The 19,422-nt window shown below is 38.4% G+C and carries 13 protein-coding genes; 7 read left to right on the forward strand and 6 right to left on the reverse strand.

Features of this window, described 5'->3' with window-relative positions:
* The first annotated feature begins 108 nt into the window (after positions 1–108).
* A complete protein-coding gene (locus MKJ01_RS06150; RefSeq protein WP_241612608.1) occupies positions 109–1,203 on the forward strand; it encodes a hypothetical protein in 1,095 nt (364 codons plus the stop codon).
* Between the two features lie 51 nt (positions 1,204–1,254).
* Positions 1,255–2,637: an OmpP1/FadL family transporter gene (locus MKJ01_RS06155; protein WP_241632534.1), complete on the forward strand. Its 1,383-nt coding sequence runs from the start codon at positions 1,255–1,257 to the stop codon at positions 2,635–2,637.
* A gap of 77 nt (positions 2,638–2,714) precedes the next feature.
* Here MKJ01_RS06155 and MKJ01_RS06160 read toward each other — a convergent pair whose 3' ends face one another.
* Positions 2,715–3,446, reverse strand: a complete 732-nt coding sequence (locus MKJ01_RS06160) for a ZIP family metal transporter (RefSeq protein WP_241612612.1) — start codon at positions 3,444–3,446, stop codon at positions 2,715–2,717.
* Entirely contained in the window at positions 3,443–4,168 is a 726-nt protein-coding gene (locus tag MKJ01_RS06165; protein WP_241612614.1) for a bifunctional 2-polyprenyl-6-hydroxyphenol methylase/3-demethylubiquinol 3-O-methyltransferase UbiG, read from the reverse strand. Before MKJ01_RS06165 ends, MKJ01_RS06160 begins: the two co-directional genes overlap by 4 nt.
* A gap of 136 nt (positions 4,169–4,304) precedes the next feature.
* Between MKJ01_RS06165 and MKJ01_RS06170 the strand changes: the two genes are divergently transcribed.
* From MKJ01_RS06170 to MKJ01_RS06180, 3 genes are all read left to right on the forward strand, one after another.
* The gene (locus MKJ01_RS06170) at positions 4,305–5,471 is read left to right on the forward strand and encodes a class I SAM-dependent RNA methyltransferase (protein ID WP_241612616.1); all 1,167 of its coding nucleotides are present in this window, start codon (positions 4,305–4,307) and stop codon (positions 5,469–5,471) included.
* A 5-nt stretch (positions 5,472–5,476) separates the two neighbouring features.
* Positions 5,477–5,872, forward strand: a complete 396-nt coding sequence (locus tag MKJ01_RS06175) for a hypothetical protein (protein ID WP_241612618.1) — start codon at positions 5,477–5,479, stop codon at positions 5,870–5,872.
* A gap of 112 nt (positions 5,873–5,984) precedes the next feature.
* Positions 5,985–6,989, forward strand: a complete 1,005-nt coding sequence (locus tag MKJ01_RS06180; RefSeq protein ID WP_241612619.1) for a glycosyltransferase family 2 protein — start codon at positions 5,985–5,987, stop codon at positions 6,987–6,989.
* Between the two features lie 146 nt (positions 6,990–7,135).
* Here the strand turns inward: MKJ01_RS06180 and MKJ01_RS06185 are convergent, their stop codons facing one another.
* Positions 7,136–8,359: an aminotransferase class I/II-fold pyridoxal phosphate-dependent enzyme gene (locus MKJ01_RS06185; protein WP_241612621.1), complete on the reverse strand. Its 1,224-nt coding sequence runs from the start codon at positions 8,357–8,359 to the stop codon at positions 7,136–7,138.
* Positions 8,360–8,513: 154 nt separating this feature from the next.
* Between MKJ01_RS06185 and MKJ01_RS06190 the strand changes: the two genes are divergently transcribed.
* Positions 8,514–8,972 (forward strand): Lrp/AsnC family transcriptional regulator, encoded by a 459-nt coding sequence (locus MKJ01_RS06190; RefSeq protein ID WP_241612623.1) that lies wholly within the window; start codon positions 8,514–8,516, stop codon positions 8,970–8,972.
* 2 nt (positions 8,973–8,974) lie between these two features.
* Here the strand turns inward: MKJ01_RS06190 and MKJ01_RS06195 are convergent, their stop codons facing one another.
* The 3 genes from MKJ01_RS06195 to MKJ01_RS06205 all read right to left on the reverse strand — a co-directional run bounded on the left by MKJ01_RS06195 (position 8,975) and on the right by MKJ01_RS06205 (position 14,391).
* A complete protein-coding gene (locus MKJ01_RS06195; protein WP_241612625.1) occupies positions 8,975–10,006 on the reverse strand; it encodes a bestrophin family protein in 1,032 nt (343 codons plus the stop codon).
* 131 nt (positions 10,007–10,137) lie between these two features.
* Positions 10,138–12,210 carry a thiamine pyrophosphate-dependent enzyme gene (locus MKJ01_RS06200; RefSeq protein ID WP_241612627.1) on the reverse strand — a complete coding sequence of 691 codons (2,073 nt, stop codon included), beginning with the start codon at positions 12,208–12,210 and terminating at the stop codon, positions 10,138–10,140.
* Between the two features lie 72 nt (positions 12,211–12,282).
* Positions 12,283–14,391, reverse strand: a complete 2,109-nt coding sequence (locus MKJ01_RS06205) for a S8 family peptidase (protein ID WP_241612629.1) — start codon at positions 14,389–14,391, stop codon at positions 12,283–12,285.
* A gap of 270 nt (positions 14,392–14,661) precedes the next feature.
* On the opposite strand from MKJ01_RS06205, the gene dnaE reads away from it, so the two are divergent.
* A complete protein-coding gene (gene dnaE, locus MKJ01_RS06210) occupies positions 14,662–19,335 on the forward strand; it encodes a DNA polymerase III subunit alpha (protein ID WP_241612631.1) in 4,674 nt (1,557 codons plus the stop codon).
* Positions 19,336–19,422 lie beyond the last annotated feature (87 nt).

Here is a 19,422-nt window from a genome sequence, read left to right on the forward strand (position 1 = left end):
GTTATCTAAAAATAAAAATCTATTTTTGATAGATTTTTAGTACCTTTTAATGGTACATTTTTGGTACAGACTACAAATATAATTTAAATTAAAAATTTTTACGTTATCATGAAAAGAAATATACATAAAAATTTGCTGGGCATGCTGAAATCCAAGGGTATTCTGGCTATCTCAAGCGGTTTGTTGCTGGTGTCCTGTGGTGCTCAAATGGGAGGCTACAGCGAGACGGACGGTGTTTATTACGACCCGAATAAAGATACGCTTCCGGAAGGAGTGATCATTAATGACAGAGGAAACAGAGTAGGAGAGGATTACAACTATTATCAGGATGATACGAATATTGTTCAGAATGCAGAAATGAATTCTAAAGAGGGCAGGTATGAAGACTGGAACAATTACAACTGGAATACCAATGCCACAGATTCTGACTGGGGTAACTTTGCAGGAAGCCAAACCAACTATTATGACAATTCATGGGGATCTCCCTGGGGATGGTATGGCGGTTACAGCCCTTATTGGGGTTGGGGCGGCGGCTGGGGCCTAGGACTTTCCTGGGGCTGGGGTGGCTCATGGGGCTGGGGTGGCGGCTGGAATATGGGCTGGGGATACTCACCTTATTGGGGCGGCTATAATCCTTACTGGGGTGGCTACTACGGATATGGATATCTTTATGGCGGCTGGGGATACGGCGGATATTGGGGTGGTAATTACTATAACTCTATGTACAGAAGAAGTGCTTCAGGCGGAAGAGGCTTTAACTCCTATAATGGAAGCTTTGCCAATAAATATGGCGTGACTTCAGGAAACGGTTTCAGAAGAAGCAATTCTAATCCAGGTGGTTTCAGAAATGGAAATACGGCCAATGGAGGATTCAGAAACGGCAATATGTCTACCGGAGGTTTCAGAGGATCCAACGGTGGCTTCAGACAAGGTACCACCAATGGCGGCTTTAGAAATCAGGGTGGATTCCGTAATCCTCAGACACAGACAAGGCCTAACTATAATCAGCAGTCTCAGCCAAGAAGAAGTGATAGCGGATTCAGAAATGACAGCGGTTTTAGAAATAACAGTGGTGGTTTCAATAATTCAAACAGCGGCGGCGGCTTCAGATCCGGCGGCGGTGGCTTTGGCGGCGGAAGCGGCGGCGGTGGCTTTAGATCCGGCGGCGGCGGTGGAGGCGGCGGCTTCAGAGGTGGCAGATAATAAAATTAATAACTATTTAAAAAAATAATGTTAAAAAAATCTTTAGCAATAATGAGTATTTCTGCGGCATTTTTTGCGCAGGCTCAGGATGTTTCTGTGATAAGAAATACGGTAGAGGTCTACTCTAATCCCCAGAATATAGGTTCTTCAAAATTTAATGCGATGGCAGGTTCCAACGGAGCTTTGGGAGGTGACGCAAATTCTTTACTGACCAACCCTGCAGGATTGGGCGTTGCGATTTCAGGAGAAATCTCCGGAACGTTATCTCTTATGGGGAATAAAAATACATCTTCCTATGCCGGATCTTCTTTTTCATATAATACGAATAAGGGAGATATTGGAAACTTAGGAGCTGTAATGACCTTTCAGTTAATGACAGAAAGCGCCTGGAAGTTTATTAATATTGGGGTAAATTATTCCAACCAGTCTCTTGAGAATTATATTGAAACACCGGGAAATAGTAATCTGATTTATGATTTTGACGCAACAAACAGTTCCTCTTTCGGAAGACATGCGTATGACCGATACGGATATTTATCAAAAACAAGTTTCGGGGTAGGAGCAAATTATAATAACAACTTATACATTGGTGCCGGACTGAATTTCCTAAATTCATCCATGGACCAGTCGGATACTGCCATTTTTAATGATTTATCTTCGGGAAATTCAGAATACTTCAGCAAGCAGAATACCCCATTTTATGAAAAAGGGAATGGTTTTTCTGCTTCTTTAGGGGTAATCGGAAAATTAAATCCTAACTTCAGAATCGGAGCGGCATTGGAAACCCCAACTTTCTGGAATATTGACCGAAGCTATAATTTTTATAATGATCCGGTCTATGGAGACGATTACGCTGTTGAAAACAGAAAACTGACCTCACCTTTAAAAGCAACAGTAAGTGCAGCATTTATTGCCAGCAAGAGTTTCTCTTTAAACGTGGATTATACCCTTGGTTTAACAAAACCAAAATATAAAGTATATGGCCCGGCAGAGACTGACCTGAATGACTTTTTTAAAGAAGATGCCAAGAATCTTTCAGAATTGAAATTGGGTGCGGAATACAGATTGAAGCAATTCAGGGTAAGAGGAGGATATTCTTATTCTTCCAGTCCTTTCAATGCACTGTCTGTAAATTCTTATGATAATAACGGAAGTCTATCAGACAATCCGAGATCTTACAGCAACCTCATCCTTAATGACAGAAATTTACTTTCATTCGGTATCGGATATGATTTCAGATCATTCTACATTGATGCTGCTTATCAGAATATGTCATCAAAGTATAGCAACCCATTTTTAAGAGGTTTGGTGAATAATAATTTTGAAGATGGATATTATTCTTCTAACCGTTTGATTGCAAGTGAAGGTTATGCCGTATCAGATGTGAAAAGTATCAGGAATAATTTCTTTCTTACCTTTGGCTGGAAATTTTAAATACAGAATACTGACAATAATTATAAAGAAGCTTCGGAAAAATCCGAAGCTTCTTTATTTTATACATCAATATACCATTAATGATGATGGCCAACTGCAGAGTGATCATGAAACAGATGCATCACCAAAGCCAATGAAACACCTACAATGACCAGTCCTATTTTTGTCCAGTCGATATTATGGTTTTTATTGCTTTCGAAAATGATGACAGAAGAAATATGCAGGAAAATCCCACCAACGACAGCCAAGAAGTAAGGCTGTAAATCAGGATTGAAATAGTTGCCCAGAAGCATTCCCATGGGTGATGCCAGCGCAAATAATATAACGATTAATAAGGAAGGATAAGATGGAGTGGATCTGGATTCATTCTTTCTGTTGAATAGAAAAGCGCCTAAAATAAATGAAATCGGAAGGTTATGAAAAACAATCCCTAAAAGATAAGGTGAGAATTCATGCTCTTCATTTGCCAAGGGAATTCCCTCAATAAAAGCGTGTACGAAAAGTCCTGCCATTAAAGCGACCGGAAGAATATTATGTTCGCTGTGATGATGAACATGTCCGTGTTCAAAACCTTTTGTTAAAGCTTCCAGAATCATTTGCAACAATACGCCTGCAATAACAAAAATGCCAAGGCTGCTACCGGTTTCGGCAGTATATACCTGCGGAAATACTTCATTCAAGCAGATGGTAATTAAGAATCCGGCACTGAGAATCAACAGGTTTTTGGCGAGTTTTTCTTTTTTACCGAAATGTTTGCCAAGAAATACCCCTGTAATAACACTTAAAATTAGTAGGAGGACAGTGATCATTTTTTCTTAAATAAATTAATGCAACGGAGGGAAGTTTCTTTTTTAAACTCATTAAGCTGATAATCGCCCCAGATTTTTATTCTTTCAAAACCGCAGTCTGAAGCATATGAATTAATAGTTTCCAGAGTATGGAGCTTTACCTTCTCAAAAAAATGGTGTGATTTTCCGTCTGCTTCAAACCGGATATCTTTTACGATATGCCTGCCTTCGATTTTCTTACTGATTTTAAATTCAATATTTTCTTTTTTAATAACAGATTCCGGAACGATATTCTTTCTTACATATTCTTCATTGAGATAGTCCAGGACAAAAAAACCTCCCGGCTTTAGAACATGATGTACGGATTGAAAAACTTTCTTGTCATCATCCTCATGATCAAAATACCCGAAGCTTGTAAAAAGATTAAAAACCGCATCTACAGGATCCGATTGAATAGGATTCCGCATATCATGCACGTCAAATTTTAGGGTTTTGTTTTCAAACTGTTTGTCAAATTCTATGCTTTGTCTGGAAAGATCAAGTCCCAGGACGTCATATCCCAGCTGGTTAAGAAAAACGGAATGTCTTCCTTTTCCACATGCCAGGTCTATAATTCTTGAATTTTGAGGAAGCTGCAGGTCTGCAGTGAGTTTTGTGATGAAGCTTTCTGCCTCTGTGTAGTCTCTGTTATTATACAGCTGATGATAATAAGGGGTATCAAACCAAGATTCAAACCATTCCATAATGCAAAAATAACTAAATTTGTGCGGTAAAAGGAAAAAGTATTTAACATTGAAAGATTGAAACATTCAATTAAATCCAAAAAAGAATACCTAATCTTTTAACTTTTAAATATTTATATCTTTTTAATGATTATTTATGGATACAGAAAACTTAAAGATTCAGATAAAAACATTCTTCGGTCTTGAACAGATTCTTGCGGAAGAAATCAAAAAATTAGGCGGCCGGAACGTTGAAATTAAAAACCGTGCAGTAAATTGTGAAGGCGATCTCGGCTTTCTGTATAAAATCAACTACTCTGCAAGAACCGCTTTGAAAATTTTAATTCCGGTTTTGGAATTCAAAGCGTTCAATCAGCATCAGTTTTATGATAAGCTCTTTAAAGTGGAATGGGAGCAGTTTATGGATGTTGATCAGTCTTTTGCGATTGATTCAACGGTAAATTCCGAAACCTTTAAGCATTCTCAGTTTGTTACGTTGAAAATGAAAGACGCTATTGTAGATTATTTTCAGGAAAAATTTAAAAAGCGTCCCAATGTAGAGCCTAAAAGTCCGGATATTAAATTCCACCTCCATATTGACCGTGAGCTGGTAACAATTTCCCTGGATTCTTCAGGTGATGCCCTGTTTAAAAGAGGATATAGAAAAGAACAGGGGGAAGCGCCAATCAATGAAGTTCTGGCAAGCGGAATGCTTCAGCTGGCAGGATGGGACGGAAAAGGGAATTTCCTTGATCCGATGTGCGGTTCCGGAACTTTACTGATTGAAGCGGCAATGATTGCCCTGGATCTTCCGGCACAGATTTTCAGAAAACGGTTTGCTTTCCAGAACTGGAGCAATTACGATGCTGATTTATTTATGAAAATCAAGGAATTCAGAATCGGCCGTGTAAAAGAATTTACAGGAAAAATCGTTGGCTATGATATTGATGCCCGAATGCTTAACGCTGCCAGAACCAATATTGAAGCAGCTGAAATGGAAGATATCATTGAAGTAAGAAAGCAGAATTTCTTTGATTCTAAAAAAGATCTTTTCCCATTATTAATGGTATTCAATCCTCCTTATGACGAAAGAATTTCTATTAACGATGATGACTTTTACAAGAAAATAGGAGATACATTTAAGACCTATTATCCGAATACTTTGGCCTGGCTGATTTCTTCTGATCTGGAAGCTGTGAAGAAGATCGGTCTCCGTCCGTCAAGAAAAATCAAACTTTTCAACGGAAAGCTTGAAACAAGGTTTTTACAGTATGAGATGTATGAGGGAACAAAGAAAGTGCATAAATTAGAAGAAAATAAATAATAAATATGCCTTTTGATTTTCTTGATGGTTTAGGTTTTCTTGCAGATTTGCTGACTTTAGATTTTTCTGACAATTCATCAAAAAAAATTGAAAAGAAAAAGGAAGAATCAAGAAAATCAAAATATACAACAGAACTATGGAGTGGAGGCTTTCTTTTGATCGCTTCCATTCTGTATTTTACGGTTTTTAAGAATCCCTTGCCTGGAGATTATCTGCAAACTCTATTCATTTGCAGTTTCGCTGGTCTTATTATTTCATTTGCTGTATTCTTCTCGTTGTTTCATCTCAGACTTTTTTATTTTAAAAGCTTATCAAAATTGCTTTTGTTCAGCTGTTCTTTTGTTTTATTATCAATTTCAGGCGTATTTTATATTTATTTCAACTCAGGAATATTTGTATAAAAAGCATAAAACTGAAGATATTTCTTCTGTGTTTTATCTTGCTATTGCAGTTAATTATTTGAAATCTTTTGCGCATTCCTTCATGAATAAGTAATTTTGAAAAATTTTCAATTTGAAGCCTACCATTTCCATCATTGTTGCCATCTTTAACCGCAAAGACGAACTTTTCGAACTCCTGAATTCGCTTACCGCACAGACGGATAAAGCATTTGAAATTATTATAGTAGATGACGGTTCTCTGATCGATTTAAAACCAACCATTCATAATTTCCAGGAAATTTTAGATATTAAATATTTCAGGAAAGACAATTCAGGGCCAGGACTGACACGGAATTACGGATCAAGAAGGGCCCAAAATGAATGGCTGGTTTTTGTAGACAGTGATGTGATTGTAGAGAAGGATTATATTGAAAATATTAAAAAAGATATTCTTACCATTCCCTGTGATGCGTTTGGCGGAGCAGATAAGGCACATAAAGGATTTAATCTGATGCAGAAGGCAATTTCTTATTCTATGACTTCCGTGTTTACCACCGGAGGAATCCGGGGAAATAAAAAGGCCGTCTCAAAATTTCAGCCGAGAAGCTTCAATATGGGGGTAAGGAAAGAAGTTTTTAATACGGTGGGCGGTTTTTCGGAAATGAGAATAGGAGAGGATCCGGATCTGTCCATGACACTTTGGGAAAATGGCTATACTACAGCTTTTTTTGACGATATTGCCGTTTACCATAAACGCAGGGTAGATTTCGGAAAATTTTCAAAACAGATTTACCAGTTCGGCTGTGCAAGACCTATACTTAACCAGAGACATCCGAATTATGTTAAAATTTCATTCGCTTTTCCGACTCTGTTTTTGCTGGGTTATCTTATCGGATTCCTGGAATATTTTATTTTAGGAAGAGGAGTCATCCTTGCTTTTTACGGGTTGTATACTTTTATGGTTCTGTTCCACGCTTTAGTGGTTACCAAAAATATCAGTATTGCCGGTATGGCTGTCATTTCTACGTATATCCAGATGTTTTCTTACGGATATGGCTTTTTAAAATCCTGGATCTTATTAAATGTGTTCAGGATGAAACCTGAAGAAGCCTTCCCTGCTCATTTTCATAAGAACTGATTAAGGTAGGTAGTCATTAACTAATAGATAAAAACAAATAAATTAGTTGATTCTTTTATACTTCTTAAATAAAAGAAGATGGAAATTAAACTTAGTAATTAGCATTAAAAAATAAAGCTGTTGGGTTACAACAGCTTTCTGAATAATCATATAGAGATGGTCTCATGGTTGAGAATACCTGTTTTGAACATGCATTCTTTCATCTTTTCGTAAGTTCGTTTGATATCGTAGTCAAGACCGATGGAAAATCGGATCAGTCCGTCGGAGATTCCCATGGCCTCGCGTTCTTCTTCTGGGATTTCAGAGGAGGTCGAGCTTCCTGAGCAAGAGAATAGGGTTTTATAAAATCCTAAGCTCACTGCAAGATAGCCAAGGTTTTCCTGCTGCATCATTTCCATCAGCTCATTGGCTTTTTCAGTAGTTCCTGCATCTAACGTTAGCAATCCGCCAAATCCGTACTCTTCATGCATCATACTTTTCATCAGCTCGTGGTTTTTGTGGGATTTTAATCCGGGATAAGAAACTTTTAAACCGTCACGTTCAAACCTTTCCGCCAGATACATGGCATTATGGCTGTGCTGTTTCATTCTTATATGAAGTGTCCTCAGATTTTTCAGAATGCTTGAAGACCTCAGGCTGTCCATGGTAGGGCCCAAAAGCATGCATGCGCCCGTATTAACATTCTTGGTATCATTAATAAATTCCTGGGTTCCGCAGTATACACCGCCTACCGTATCGCTGCTTCCGTTAATAAATTTGGTTAAAGAATGGATCACAATATCTGCTCCGAATAGCGTCGGTGAAATGGTCAAGGGTGAGAATGTATTGTCAACAATCAGTTTGATACCATATTTCTTACAGATTTCCGACAATCTTCTCAGGTCGGCAACTTCCAGAAGCGGATTGCTGACACTTTCACAGTAAATCACTTTGGTGTTAGACTGTATAGCTCTTTCTACAGCATCAAAATTGTTAATATCTAGAAAAGTGGTGTTGATATGAAAAGACGGAAGGAAATTTTTCATGAACGCATACGTTCCGCCGTAAATGGTTCTGCTGGAAACTATATGGTCTCCACTTTTACAGACCTGCATCAGAACAGAAGTAATGGCACCCATTCCAGAAGCGGTGACATTGGCAGCTTCCGTATTTTCCATTTTGGCAAGTGCCTCGGAAAGATACAGATTCATGGGTGAAGAATGCCTCGAATATAAATAACATCCTTCTGCATTTCCTTCAAAAGTATCGAACATTGTCTTTGCTGAAAGAAAAGTATAGGTTGAACTGTCTGAAATAGATGGATTTACTCCACCAAATTCACCGAAATATTGCAAATCCTGAATTTCATTGGCTGCATTAAATTCATTCATATGTAATAGATTTTTACGAGGTAAATTTGAAATAATTCCTTATTTTTTACAATGTGAATTTTGATATTTAGAATATAAATCTATTATATGATAATAATTTAGTAAAAAAGTTTTTTATATTTGGGATTCATCATCTTTTAACAAAAATTTATCTATGAACTTTGATGAAATTGATAGAAAACTTCTTCTTTTTTTGCAGGAAGATTCAAAACAGACGACTAAAGAGTTGTCTTACAAACTCGGATTATCAATAACAGCTGTTTATGAACGTATCAGGAAAATGGAAAATACGGGAGTAATTTCAAAATATGTAGCACTTCTTGACCGTCATAAAATTAACAAAGATTTTATTGTTCTGTGCCATGTAAAATTAACACAGCATAAGAAACAGCATGTTCTCCAGTTTGAAAAAGAAATAATGACTCTCGATGAAGTTACCGAATGCTTCCATGTTAGCGGGGATTATGATTATATCTTAAAGATCGGCGTCAGAGATATGCAGGATTACCGGAACTTTATGCTTACAAAACTTACGACTTTACAGCATATTGCGAGTACCCACAGTTCTTTTATGATCTCAGAGGTGAAAAATACAACGGCAATTGTATTATGAGATTAAACCAAAACTCCATTTTTAGAGGAAATTACATCAGGCAGATCGGTTTCTCCCGCCATTTGTAACAGGTCAATTTCAATTGTTCTGCATATCGAGAGCATCGGGATATCAAACATTAATCCTTCAAAAGGATTTTCGGAATAATCTCCAACCAGTTCCATAATGATATAAATCCAGCCGATGGTAATACAAAACGGAATGGACGCCCAAATTCCCCAATCGCCTAATTTGGCAAATTCACTGACTAACCCTAACGGAAGCAGCATAATAAAGATGATATTAAAAACGAAAGCGGTGCTTGCAAACTGCCTTGGCAAAGGGAATTTCTTGATTCTTTCAGCCTGCCCCTGTAATGTGTAAAATTCATTAAGGCAATCCTGCAGCTGCTTTTGATTGAAATCTGAAATAATATTCATGTTTTTCAATTCATTAACATCTTTTGACTGTTGGGAAATAAGGTAGGTCGCAAAATTTTTATAATGAGACTGAAGTTCCGATTCTTCTTCCGATAAATATTTGTTGAGGAAAATAGGCGTTCTCCCATAATCCGGAAAGCCTGCTTTGATCAAACGGTTACGTTTGTGGTCAATATTTTTAAACTGTTCTTCTTCCACCTTTATATGTTCCCATTCTGTGGGAATCAGAAGCTGTTCACGCAACTGATACAGCCATGCGATGTGACGACAGACTATTTTTCTTCTGCGGTTTTCCAGGTCAAATTTTCCTATTTCTTCATTACCTGTATTGAATGCGTAAACCATTGATGCAAACGATCGGCTGGAGTTTACAATTCCACCCCAGATTTTTCTCGCTTCCCAGAGCCGGTCATATGCCTGGTTGTTTTTAAAACCTACTAAAAAAGCCTCTGCTGTACCAATCAGAGCCACCGGAACCCATGGAATAATCATCCAATCCCAATGAAAGACGTGAAACAGAACTGCAATCAAAGTACACCAAATAGAAATCAGGATAACATGAAATCCTGATAAATTGAGAACCTGTTTGTAATTAACGTATTTTGTTGTGATCATAGAGGATGAAGGAATTAAGGTCAACGAAGGGATAAGCAAAATAAATACCAAGATGGTGTGGTATAAATTAAGCGCGTGTTAAAATTGAAGGCATAAAAAAACCTCTGATTTCAGAGGTTTAAGATATGATATTAGCATTTCAGCATTTCTTCAATTTTCCCGGTCAGCTTTTCAGCATTAGGAAGCATTTCTTTTTCCAACACTAAATTGATCGGAACCGCCGGTGTATCAAGAGATCCCATGGTTTCAACCGGTGCATCAAGATATTTAAAACAATTCTTTGAAATCCTGTGGGCGAAGGCTTCTGCAAAAGAATTGTTCAGTTGTTCTTCTGTTAAAACGATACATTTTCCATGAGCTTTCACTCTTTCGAAAACCAATTCTTCATCCAACGGAATTATGGTTCTTAAATCGATAACCTCAACTCTACCGTTAAAGTTTTTCGCAGCTTCTTTTGCCCAGTATACACCCATTCCGTAGGTAACGACCAGCAAGGTTCTGCCTTTTTCCGTTTCTTCTTTATCTGCCTCGATAATTACTTTTCCTTTACCGAACGGTAAAATATAGTCTTCAGCAGGTTCTATGGTTTTCGCATCTTCAGTTCCGGGAACCTTGCTCCAGTATAAACCTTTATGCTCCAGCATCACTACCGGATTCGGATCGTAATACGCTGCTTTTAATAATCCCTTGAAATCAGCTGCATTGCTTGGATAAGCAATTTTAATCCCTTTGATATTGGCTAAAATACTTTCAACGCTTCCGCTGTGGTAAGGTCCGCCGCCGCCGTATGCTCCGATCGGTACGCGGATGATATTGCTGACAGGGAATTTTCCCTGGCTTAAATAGCTCGATTTTGAAATTTCCGTAATCAGCTGATTGATTCCCGGATAAATATAATCTGCAAACTGTACCTCAACAATAGGTTTTAGACCAACGGCACTCATTCCTGTGGTAGATCCGATTATATAGGCTTCCTGAATGGCAGTATTGAACACTCTTTTGCTTCCGAATTTTTTTCCTAATGTTACCGTTTCACGGAAGACACCACCGATTCTTTCGCCTACATCCTGTCCATACAATAACGCTTCAGGATGCTTCCACATAATCTCTTGGATTGCATGGATAGCAGCATCTACCATCACGATTTTTTCTCCCCCTTCAGGTTCGCGCGTGCCTGACTCTTCCGTAATCGGAGTCGGTGCGAAAATATGCTGCATTACCGTTTCGGGTTTCGGATCTTCTGCCTTTTGGGCTCTTTCGAAAGCTTCTTCAGCTTCCAGGCGTGCTTTTTTTGTAATCTGTTTTAATAATTCTTCGTCAACACCGGTGTCAAGAAGGTGACTTCTCAGAATTTCTCCCGGATCTTTTGCACGGTGCTTGGTTAAATCTTCTTCATCACGGTAAAACTCTCTTCTTACTCCGGAAGTATGATGGCCGATCAGTACTGTTTTTGCACAGACAACCAAAGGTTTTCTTTCGCTTCTTACAAAATCAACCGCTTTCTTCATCACCTCAAAACTTTCCACGAAGTCAGTTCCGTCAACCCTCATTCTGCTAAGTCCTGTAAATCCTGCCACAAAATCGTAGGCATCACAGGTTCTGGCTTCATCTTTCGTTACTGAAATTCCCCATTCATTATCCTGGACCAGGAAAATAACAGGAAGCTGATGCAGGGCTGCAAACTGAAGTGCCTCACTTACTTCACCTTCGGTTACAGAATTATCTCCCAGGCTGCAGACTACTACAGGATTGTTTTCAAACTGCTGTAAGTTAAAGTCCTGGATATATTTGATTCCCTGCGCTACCCCGGTTGTCGGTATGGTTTGCATGCCCGTTGCCGAGCTCTGATGAATGATTTTAGGCTTATTCTCATCCCTGCTGGACGGATGGGAATAATAAGACCTGCCTCCTGAAAAAGGATCGTCAGCTTTTGCCAATAATTGCAGCATCAGCTGGTAAGGCTCAAAGCCGATTCCCAAAAGAATACTCTCGTCCCTGTAATAAGGCGATACCCAGTCTTCCTTTTTCAGCTGATATGCTGTTGCCAGCTGAATGGCTTCATGCCCTCTCGAAGTACTATGAACATATTTGGTGATATTTCTGTTTTCTTCATAAATGTCTGCCATGGCTTTGGCAAGCATCATGTGGTTATAAGCCTTGAGCAGAATATCCTGAGAAACTTTTTCGTGAAGCGTATTTTCCATAGGAAGCAAAGATAAACAAAAAAATAAAACACTAACAATTGTTAGTGTTTTACGATGTATTTCGAAGGTTTATTATTCCTTAATGATTTTTTTAGAAATAATATCGTTACCCGTTTTGACTTCAATAATATAGATTCCTTTGATATAAGAACTAAGATCTAAGCTTGCTTCATCACCATTAATGTTACCGTTTTGCAATTTTTTACCCGACAGGTCATAAATCGTATATGAGGATTTTTTAGGAGCCTTAAGTACTTTTACAAAATCTTTTGTCAGGGTCGGTGCGATTATGATTCCGTTATCTTTTACCAGATCAGTTGTTCCCAGCACAGATTGCTGATTTTGGCCGGTAACCATGATCGAATAATTTTGTGGAGCGGAAGCACCGGAATCATCAACCAATGATCCTTTATTGGTTATTTCAATCCTGTAACTTCTTCCTGCTACAGGATTATCTAAAACCACCTGTTCAACATTGTCAACCGTATTGTCTGCTTTTGTGGCAGGCGTTAAAGGACTGTTGGCATCCAGCTTCCATGGATAATATACCGTGTTGTTGGTAGTATCTATGATTCTGACATCGATATCGTTAATCAGTTTTGAGGTTCTATTGTTAAAAACATCAGACACAAACTGATAATCAGGGGTATATTGAGGATCGATCCAACTGACAGTTACCTTTAGGGGCTCTGACCCGGATGCATTAATTATTTTTGTATTTTTAACACCACTGGTAAGAGTCTCATCATTAAAAATTACGGTATTGTTGGCTTTGCCTACAAGAAGCTCGGCGCCTTTTTTAGCATCAATAAATCCCCATCCGAACCATGGATCCGGGCCAACGTTTCCTGCTTCAGCAGCAGAGTGTACCATAAGCACTTTTGCAGAAGCAGCATTAAGCAATGCATTATTGAATAATTGTTTATTGATTTGTGTCCATAGCCCGATGATTCCTGTAACGACAGGTGCAGAAAAAGAAGTTCCGCTATTCATTGCCCAGGAATCGCTTCCGGTGGCAGAGGTAGCAGCATACAGAACATTAGTACCAACTGTTGATATATCAGGTTTTATTCCGCCGTCGTCTCTCGGGCCTGCACTGCTATATTCAGAATGTACAACATCACTTGCGTTGGTATAGCGGAAATTATTTGTTGTGATGATATCCGTAGCGCCTACAACTATAATGTTCTTTGCCAGCGAACCTGGACCGATACAGTCGTATCCTTGGGAGCAGTTGTTGGCTGGTAATATATCAGTCGTACTGAAGGCTGTCTGGCCACTTGAAGTCCTGTAATATTTAGGAGCTGTTGAAGTGGAGCCGGCTGGTCCCATATCAAAATAGTTTCCTGAAGATTTTACAATAATATAAGACGGGTCATTGTACACCAGGGCATCGTAATTGTAATCATTTGTATTATAAGTACCCTGAAAATCATAGAATGTATTCCCGCTTTTTGATCCGTTATAAACATAAGAGGAAACATTTCCGCTATTGTCATAATTTACAGTCCAACCCGAATTCACTCCATAAGAGTGATTGGAAATATTAGGCTGGGCCGCAAGGATTTTCTCAAAAACAGTGCTTGTTGAAGTAGCACCGGGTAAAGTAGTCGTGCTGAACATATAACTGTCCATAACTGAATTGATGGCAACGCCTTTTGCATTTCCTACAGTAACGCCTCCGCTGGATAAATTTACACTTTTTCCGCCGATAAAACTCCCTACACCTGTAGAATGATCTGAATAGCTTTGTGTACTTGCTTCTTTATTGGTAATTCTTCCCGGAATATTGTCAAAAGCTGTATGGGATTCATAGATTCTCCCGCCATCGAAAACGGTATATTTAATATTTTCTCCGTTAAAAGCTCCTGTTAAACCGGTTATATTGCCTGCAGTATTTAACTGATCAGAATTGGAGTTTAATAGTTGTCTTGTATCATGCTCCTCTAAAAAATAGGGTATATCAAAATTAAATCCTCCTAATCTTGATTTTAGTGAATCTATTTTTTTCTGTGTTGCTGAGTCCCGATTTTTCCCATATAATTTTTCTGCATAGATGTAAAACTTCTTTTCATTCTGAATCTTTTGTTGCTCAAATTCTCTTGATAATTTTTCATTATTTTTTTGAGCACTTATTGATAAAGAGAGTAAAGTGCTGATTAAGATTAGATTTTTTTTCATGCCGCTTAATGACTAAATAACTTTTCACAGCAAATATATGCATATTAATTATTTCCTACTATTAACTAAGAATGCTTCAATTGATGTTAATTAAATTTTAATTAATCTTAATAATTTAATAGAAAATGTATATTATTACTTAGCAAGAGAGTATTACGTTGTTTTATGAATAATTATAGGAGGTGATCACAGATAGTTTTAGTTTTTCACATCAGAAAAAATGAAGTAACTTTACATTCTCTTTTTACTTTAAAAGCTGGAAAAAATTATATGTATTTAGTTTTTGACACAGAAACCACAGGTTTACCAAAGAATTTCAACGCTCCGCTTTCAGATTCAGACAATTGGCCAAGAATGGTACAGATTGCGTGGCAGCTGCATGATGATGATGGGACATTAATTGAAAATCAGGATTATATTATAAAGCCGGAAGGGTATGATATTCCCTTTAATGCTGCCAGGATCCACGGGATTACAACAAAAATAGCCAATGAAGAAGGTCGTGATCTTGAAGAAGTTTTAAAAGAGTTCTCAAAAGTATTAGAACAGGTACGGGTAGTTTCAGGTCACAATGTTGAATTCGATTACAATATCGTTGGAGCTGAGTTTTACCGCAAAAATATTAATGACCATCTTCAGGAGAAACCGAAAGCCGATACCATGATTCTAGGGACAGAGTATTGTCAGCTGGGAGGTGGCCGCGGGGGAAAATATAAATCTCCAAAGCTTGAGGAGCTTTATGAAAAGTTATATGGGCATAAGTTTGATGAAGCCCATAATGCCGCCGCAGACGTAAACGCAACGGCACAGGTGTTCTTCGAAATGATGAGGATCGGAATTATTCCTGCTGAGATTTTAAAAACTTCGGAAGACCAGCTTGCTTATTTTAAAACACTCCACCCGGATCCTATAAAGCCATTCAACATTGTTATCAGAAGGCAGGTTGCCGATTTTAATAATAAGAAAAAACAACAGGACTTCGGAAACATAGATGAAATTGACCTCGGGAAATATTTCAATTTCAATAATCACAGTGTTTTTTCTACCTTATCAGCTACTTCGAGTATTAATGACCTGATTAAAAAAGCCTCAGATGACAATTTTCCGGCCGTGGGTATCGTAGATCTCGGGAATATGATGGGAGCTTTTAAATTTGTTACCGCAGTAGAAAGTGCAAATGGGGACAGGGCAAAAAAACATAAGGAATTTTTAGCAAAGAAACAGGAAGCGGAAGAAAGCGGAATAGAATTTAACGAAAAAGAACCTCTGTCAGAACCCCTGATTCCTGTAGTAGGGTGCGAGTTTTATATTTCAGACCGTTACGAGCAAAAACAGTTTACCAAAGACGATCCTGACAGAAGGACACAGGTTGTTTTGCTGGCAAAAGATTTTGAAGGATATAAAAATTTAGCGAAACTTTCAAGTATCGGTTTCCTGAAAGGATTTTATTTTGGTGTTCCAAGAATAAGCAGGGAACTGATTGCTCAATATAAAGAAGGTATTATCGCCCTGACTTCAGGTATCCACGGAGATATTCCGGATGCCATCCTGAATACCGGTGAACAAAAAGGGGAGGAGCTTTTCAAATGGTGGAAAAATACGTTTGAAGATGACTTCTATGTACAGATACAAAATCATAAATTGCCTGAAGAAGAGCATTTAAATGATGTCTTATTGCATTTTGCAGATAAGTACAATGTAAAAATTTTAGCGCAGAACGAAACTTTTTATACCCATAAAGACGATTCCAATATACAGGATATCGTAAGCTGTATCAAGGACGGGGAAAAACTGACCACGCCGGTTGGAAAAGGATTCGGAAAAAGAAGAGGTCTTGCGACGGGAGAATATTATATTAAAAATTCAGATGAATTAAAAGAAGCTTTTTTAGCGTACCCCGATGCTTTTGATGCATATGAAGAATTTACAGCTAAATTTAAACCGTACACTTTAAAAAGGGACGTTTTATTACCTAAATTTGATATTCCACAAGAATTTATTCATACAGAGGATGATGTTGATGGTGGAAAACGAGGGGAGATGGCTTATCTTACCTATCTTACCTATGAGGGTGCGAAAAAAAGATATTTTCAAACCGGAATTACCGATGAAATTAAAGAACGTCTGGATTTCGAACTGGAAGTTATCGCAAATACGGGGTATCCCGGTTATTTTCTTATTGTTCAGGATTTCTGTAATGAAGCCCGCAATATGGGCGTATGGGTAGGTCCCGGCCGGGGTTCTGCAGCAGGTTCTGCGGTAGCTTACTGTATCGGGATTACTAATGTAGATCCTATTAAGTACGATCTCCTTTTTGAGAGGTTTCTTAATCCGGAAAGGGTTTCCATGCCCGATATTGATATTGATTTTGATGATGAAGGAAGGGATAAGATTATCAAATGGGTAGTAGAAAAATACGGTAAAAACCAGGTAGCTCAGATTATTACGTATTCGGTATTAGGAGGGAAATCTGCGATTAAAGATGCAGGAAGGGTTCTCGATCTCCCGATTCCTGACACAAACAATATTGCCAAACTGATTCCTTCCACACCGGGGATGAATATTGCAAAAGCACTGTCTAAATATGACAAATTAAGACCGGAAGACCAGATGCTGGTTGATGAAATGAAATCGGTGCTTGACAGTCCGTCGGATCCGCGCCATGATGTTCTGGCGAGTGCAAAGAAAATGGAAGGGTGTATCCGGAATACAGGGATTCATGCCTGTGGGGTGATTATTACGCCCGAAGATGTGAGTAACCTGGTTCCGGTGACTATTGCAGCAAAAGATGCGGACATTCTTGTCTCCCAGTTTGACAACTCGGTTGCAGAAAGTGCCGGTCTGCTCAAAATGGATTTCCTGGGCCTCAGGACACTGACGATTATTAAAGATGCCCTGAAATTAGTTAAACAAAGACACGGAATTGATATTGACCCTGATAAAATAGGATTAGAAGATGCAAAGACCTATCAGCTTTTTAAAGAAGGGAGAACAATCGGGATCTTCCAGTATGAAAGTCCGGGAATGCAGAAATATATGAGGGAGCTTAAGCCTACGGTTTTTGCCGATCTTATTGCGATGAATGCTCTTTACCGTCCGGGACCGATTAAATATATTCCAAACTTTATCAACAGGAAACACGGGATTGAAGAAATTGTTTATGATTTGCCTGAAACCGAAGAATACTTAAAAGAAACCTACGGAATCACAGTATACCAGGAGCAGGTAATGCTCCTGTCTCAAAAACTGGCCAACTTTACAAAAGGGGAAGCCGATACTTTGAGAAAAGCAATGGGTAAAAAACAGATTGATGTCCTGAATAAAATGTATCCTAAGTTTATAGAAGGCGGAAGAAAAAATAATCTGAATGAAGAACGGTTAGAAAAAATATGGAATGACTGGAAGGCTTTTGCAGAATATGCTTTTAACAAATCCCACTCTACCTGTTATGCGCTGATTGCTTATCAGACAGCCTTTCTGAAAGCCAATTATCCGGCAGAATACATGGCCAGCGTAATGAGTAATAATATTAACAATACCGAATCCATCACCATGTTCATGGAAGATTGTAAAAGTATTGGCGTTGATGTTTTAGGGCCTGATGTTAATGAATCTCAATATAAATTCTCAGTTAATGAAAAAGGGCAGATCCGCTTTGGCCTCGGAGCGATTAAAGGAATCGGAGAAGGTCCGAGTGAAGCTATAACCAGGGAAAGGGCAAACGGTAAGTTTAAAAATATCTATGATTTTTTTGAAAGAATCCTGCCTTCTCAAATGAACAAGAGGGTGGCGGAAAGTTTAGTGCTGGCAGGAGCATTTGATGAACTTGACAAATTCCACAGAGGACAGTACTTCGATATTGATATGGCAGGAAGAACCAATCTGGAAAAACTGATCAGATATGGGCAGAGTTTCCAGGAAAGTAAAAACGAAATGGAAAATTCCCTGTTTGCAGATTTTGCAGATGAAGTTCAGATTGAACAGCCGAAGTTAGCTCCATGCCCGGAATGGCCGAATATGCATAAGCTTAATAAAGAAAAAGAGATTATTGGATTTTACCTCTCTGCCCATCCGCTGGACGAATTCAGGTATCATTTTCAGTTTATGCAGGGACAGCTTTCCAAGAAAGCAGTGCTGGAAAAGGAAGAGGATACAAAACTGGTGACCGGGGAGGTTCCGATTTTAGAACAGGATGCGCCGGAAGATGTTGCTGATCTTGTGGAAATTGTTTCCGATGAGTTATCGACCGGAGAAGAAATAATTGAAGAGGTTACCAAAAAAGCTGAGCCGAAAGGGGTCTTCCAGTTCCTGAATCTTGATGAAGTAGATGCTTATAAGGAACAGGCATTTGCCAATAAGCAGGAAGAGCTGTTTGAAGAAAAGAAAAAAGATTGGAAAACCATACAGAAAGAGCGGGAGAACGGCGGTGGCGGAAAAGAATACACTGTTGCCGGACTAATTACGGAATATGTGGTAAAAGATGGCTTCCGAAGCGGTGAGAAAGTAGCTTTTTTAACACTGGAAGATTACTCCGGGTCATACTCTTTCAGGTTGGGAGACAGGGATTACATGAAGTTAAAGGAAAAACTCGAAGTTCAGCGATTTGTCATCTTAAAAATTAAGTTTGCCCAGGTGAAGGATGGTCGTGTATTTGTCAATGTAAATGAAGTAATTGAATTGCAGGAAGCTTTTGAAAGATTTGCAAAAAGCATTTCACTGGTAATGGATGTCATGGATTTCCGGCCGGAAGATCTTTCGTTTTTCCGGAAAGTGCTGGAAAGAAATCAGGGGAATCAGAAAATCAAATTCTATATAAAAAATATGGATGATGATATACAGGCTGAACATCTTGAGGTTCAGTCGATGAAGCATTCAGTGGATCTTAATGGCGAACTTATCAAACAAATTCAGCTTTTAAATAAATATGAGTTTTATTTAAACTAAAATTAAACAGATTATAAATTAAAAAACGACATTTTTTTGTCGTTTTTTTTTATTTATTTAAATCATTTTTTAGTGATAAAATAAATA

Origin of the sequence: Chryseobacterium sp. SSA4.19, from assembly GCF_022601875.1 — a bacterium.
GTDB lineage: Bacteria > Bacteroidota > Bacteroidia > Flavobacteriales > Weeksellaceae > Chryseobacterium.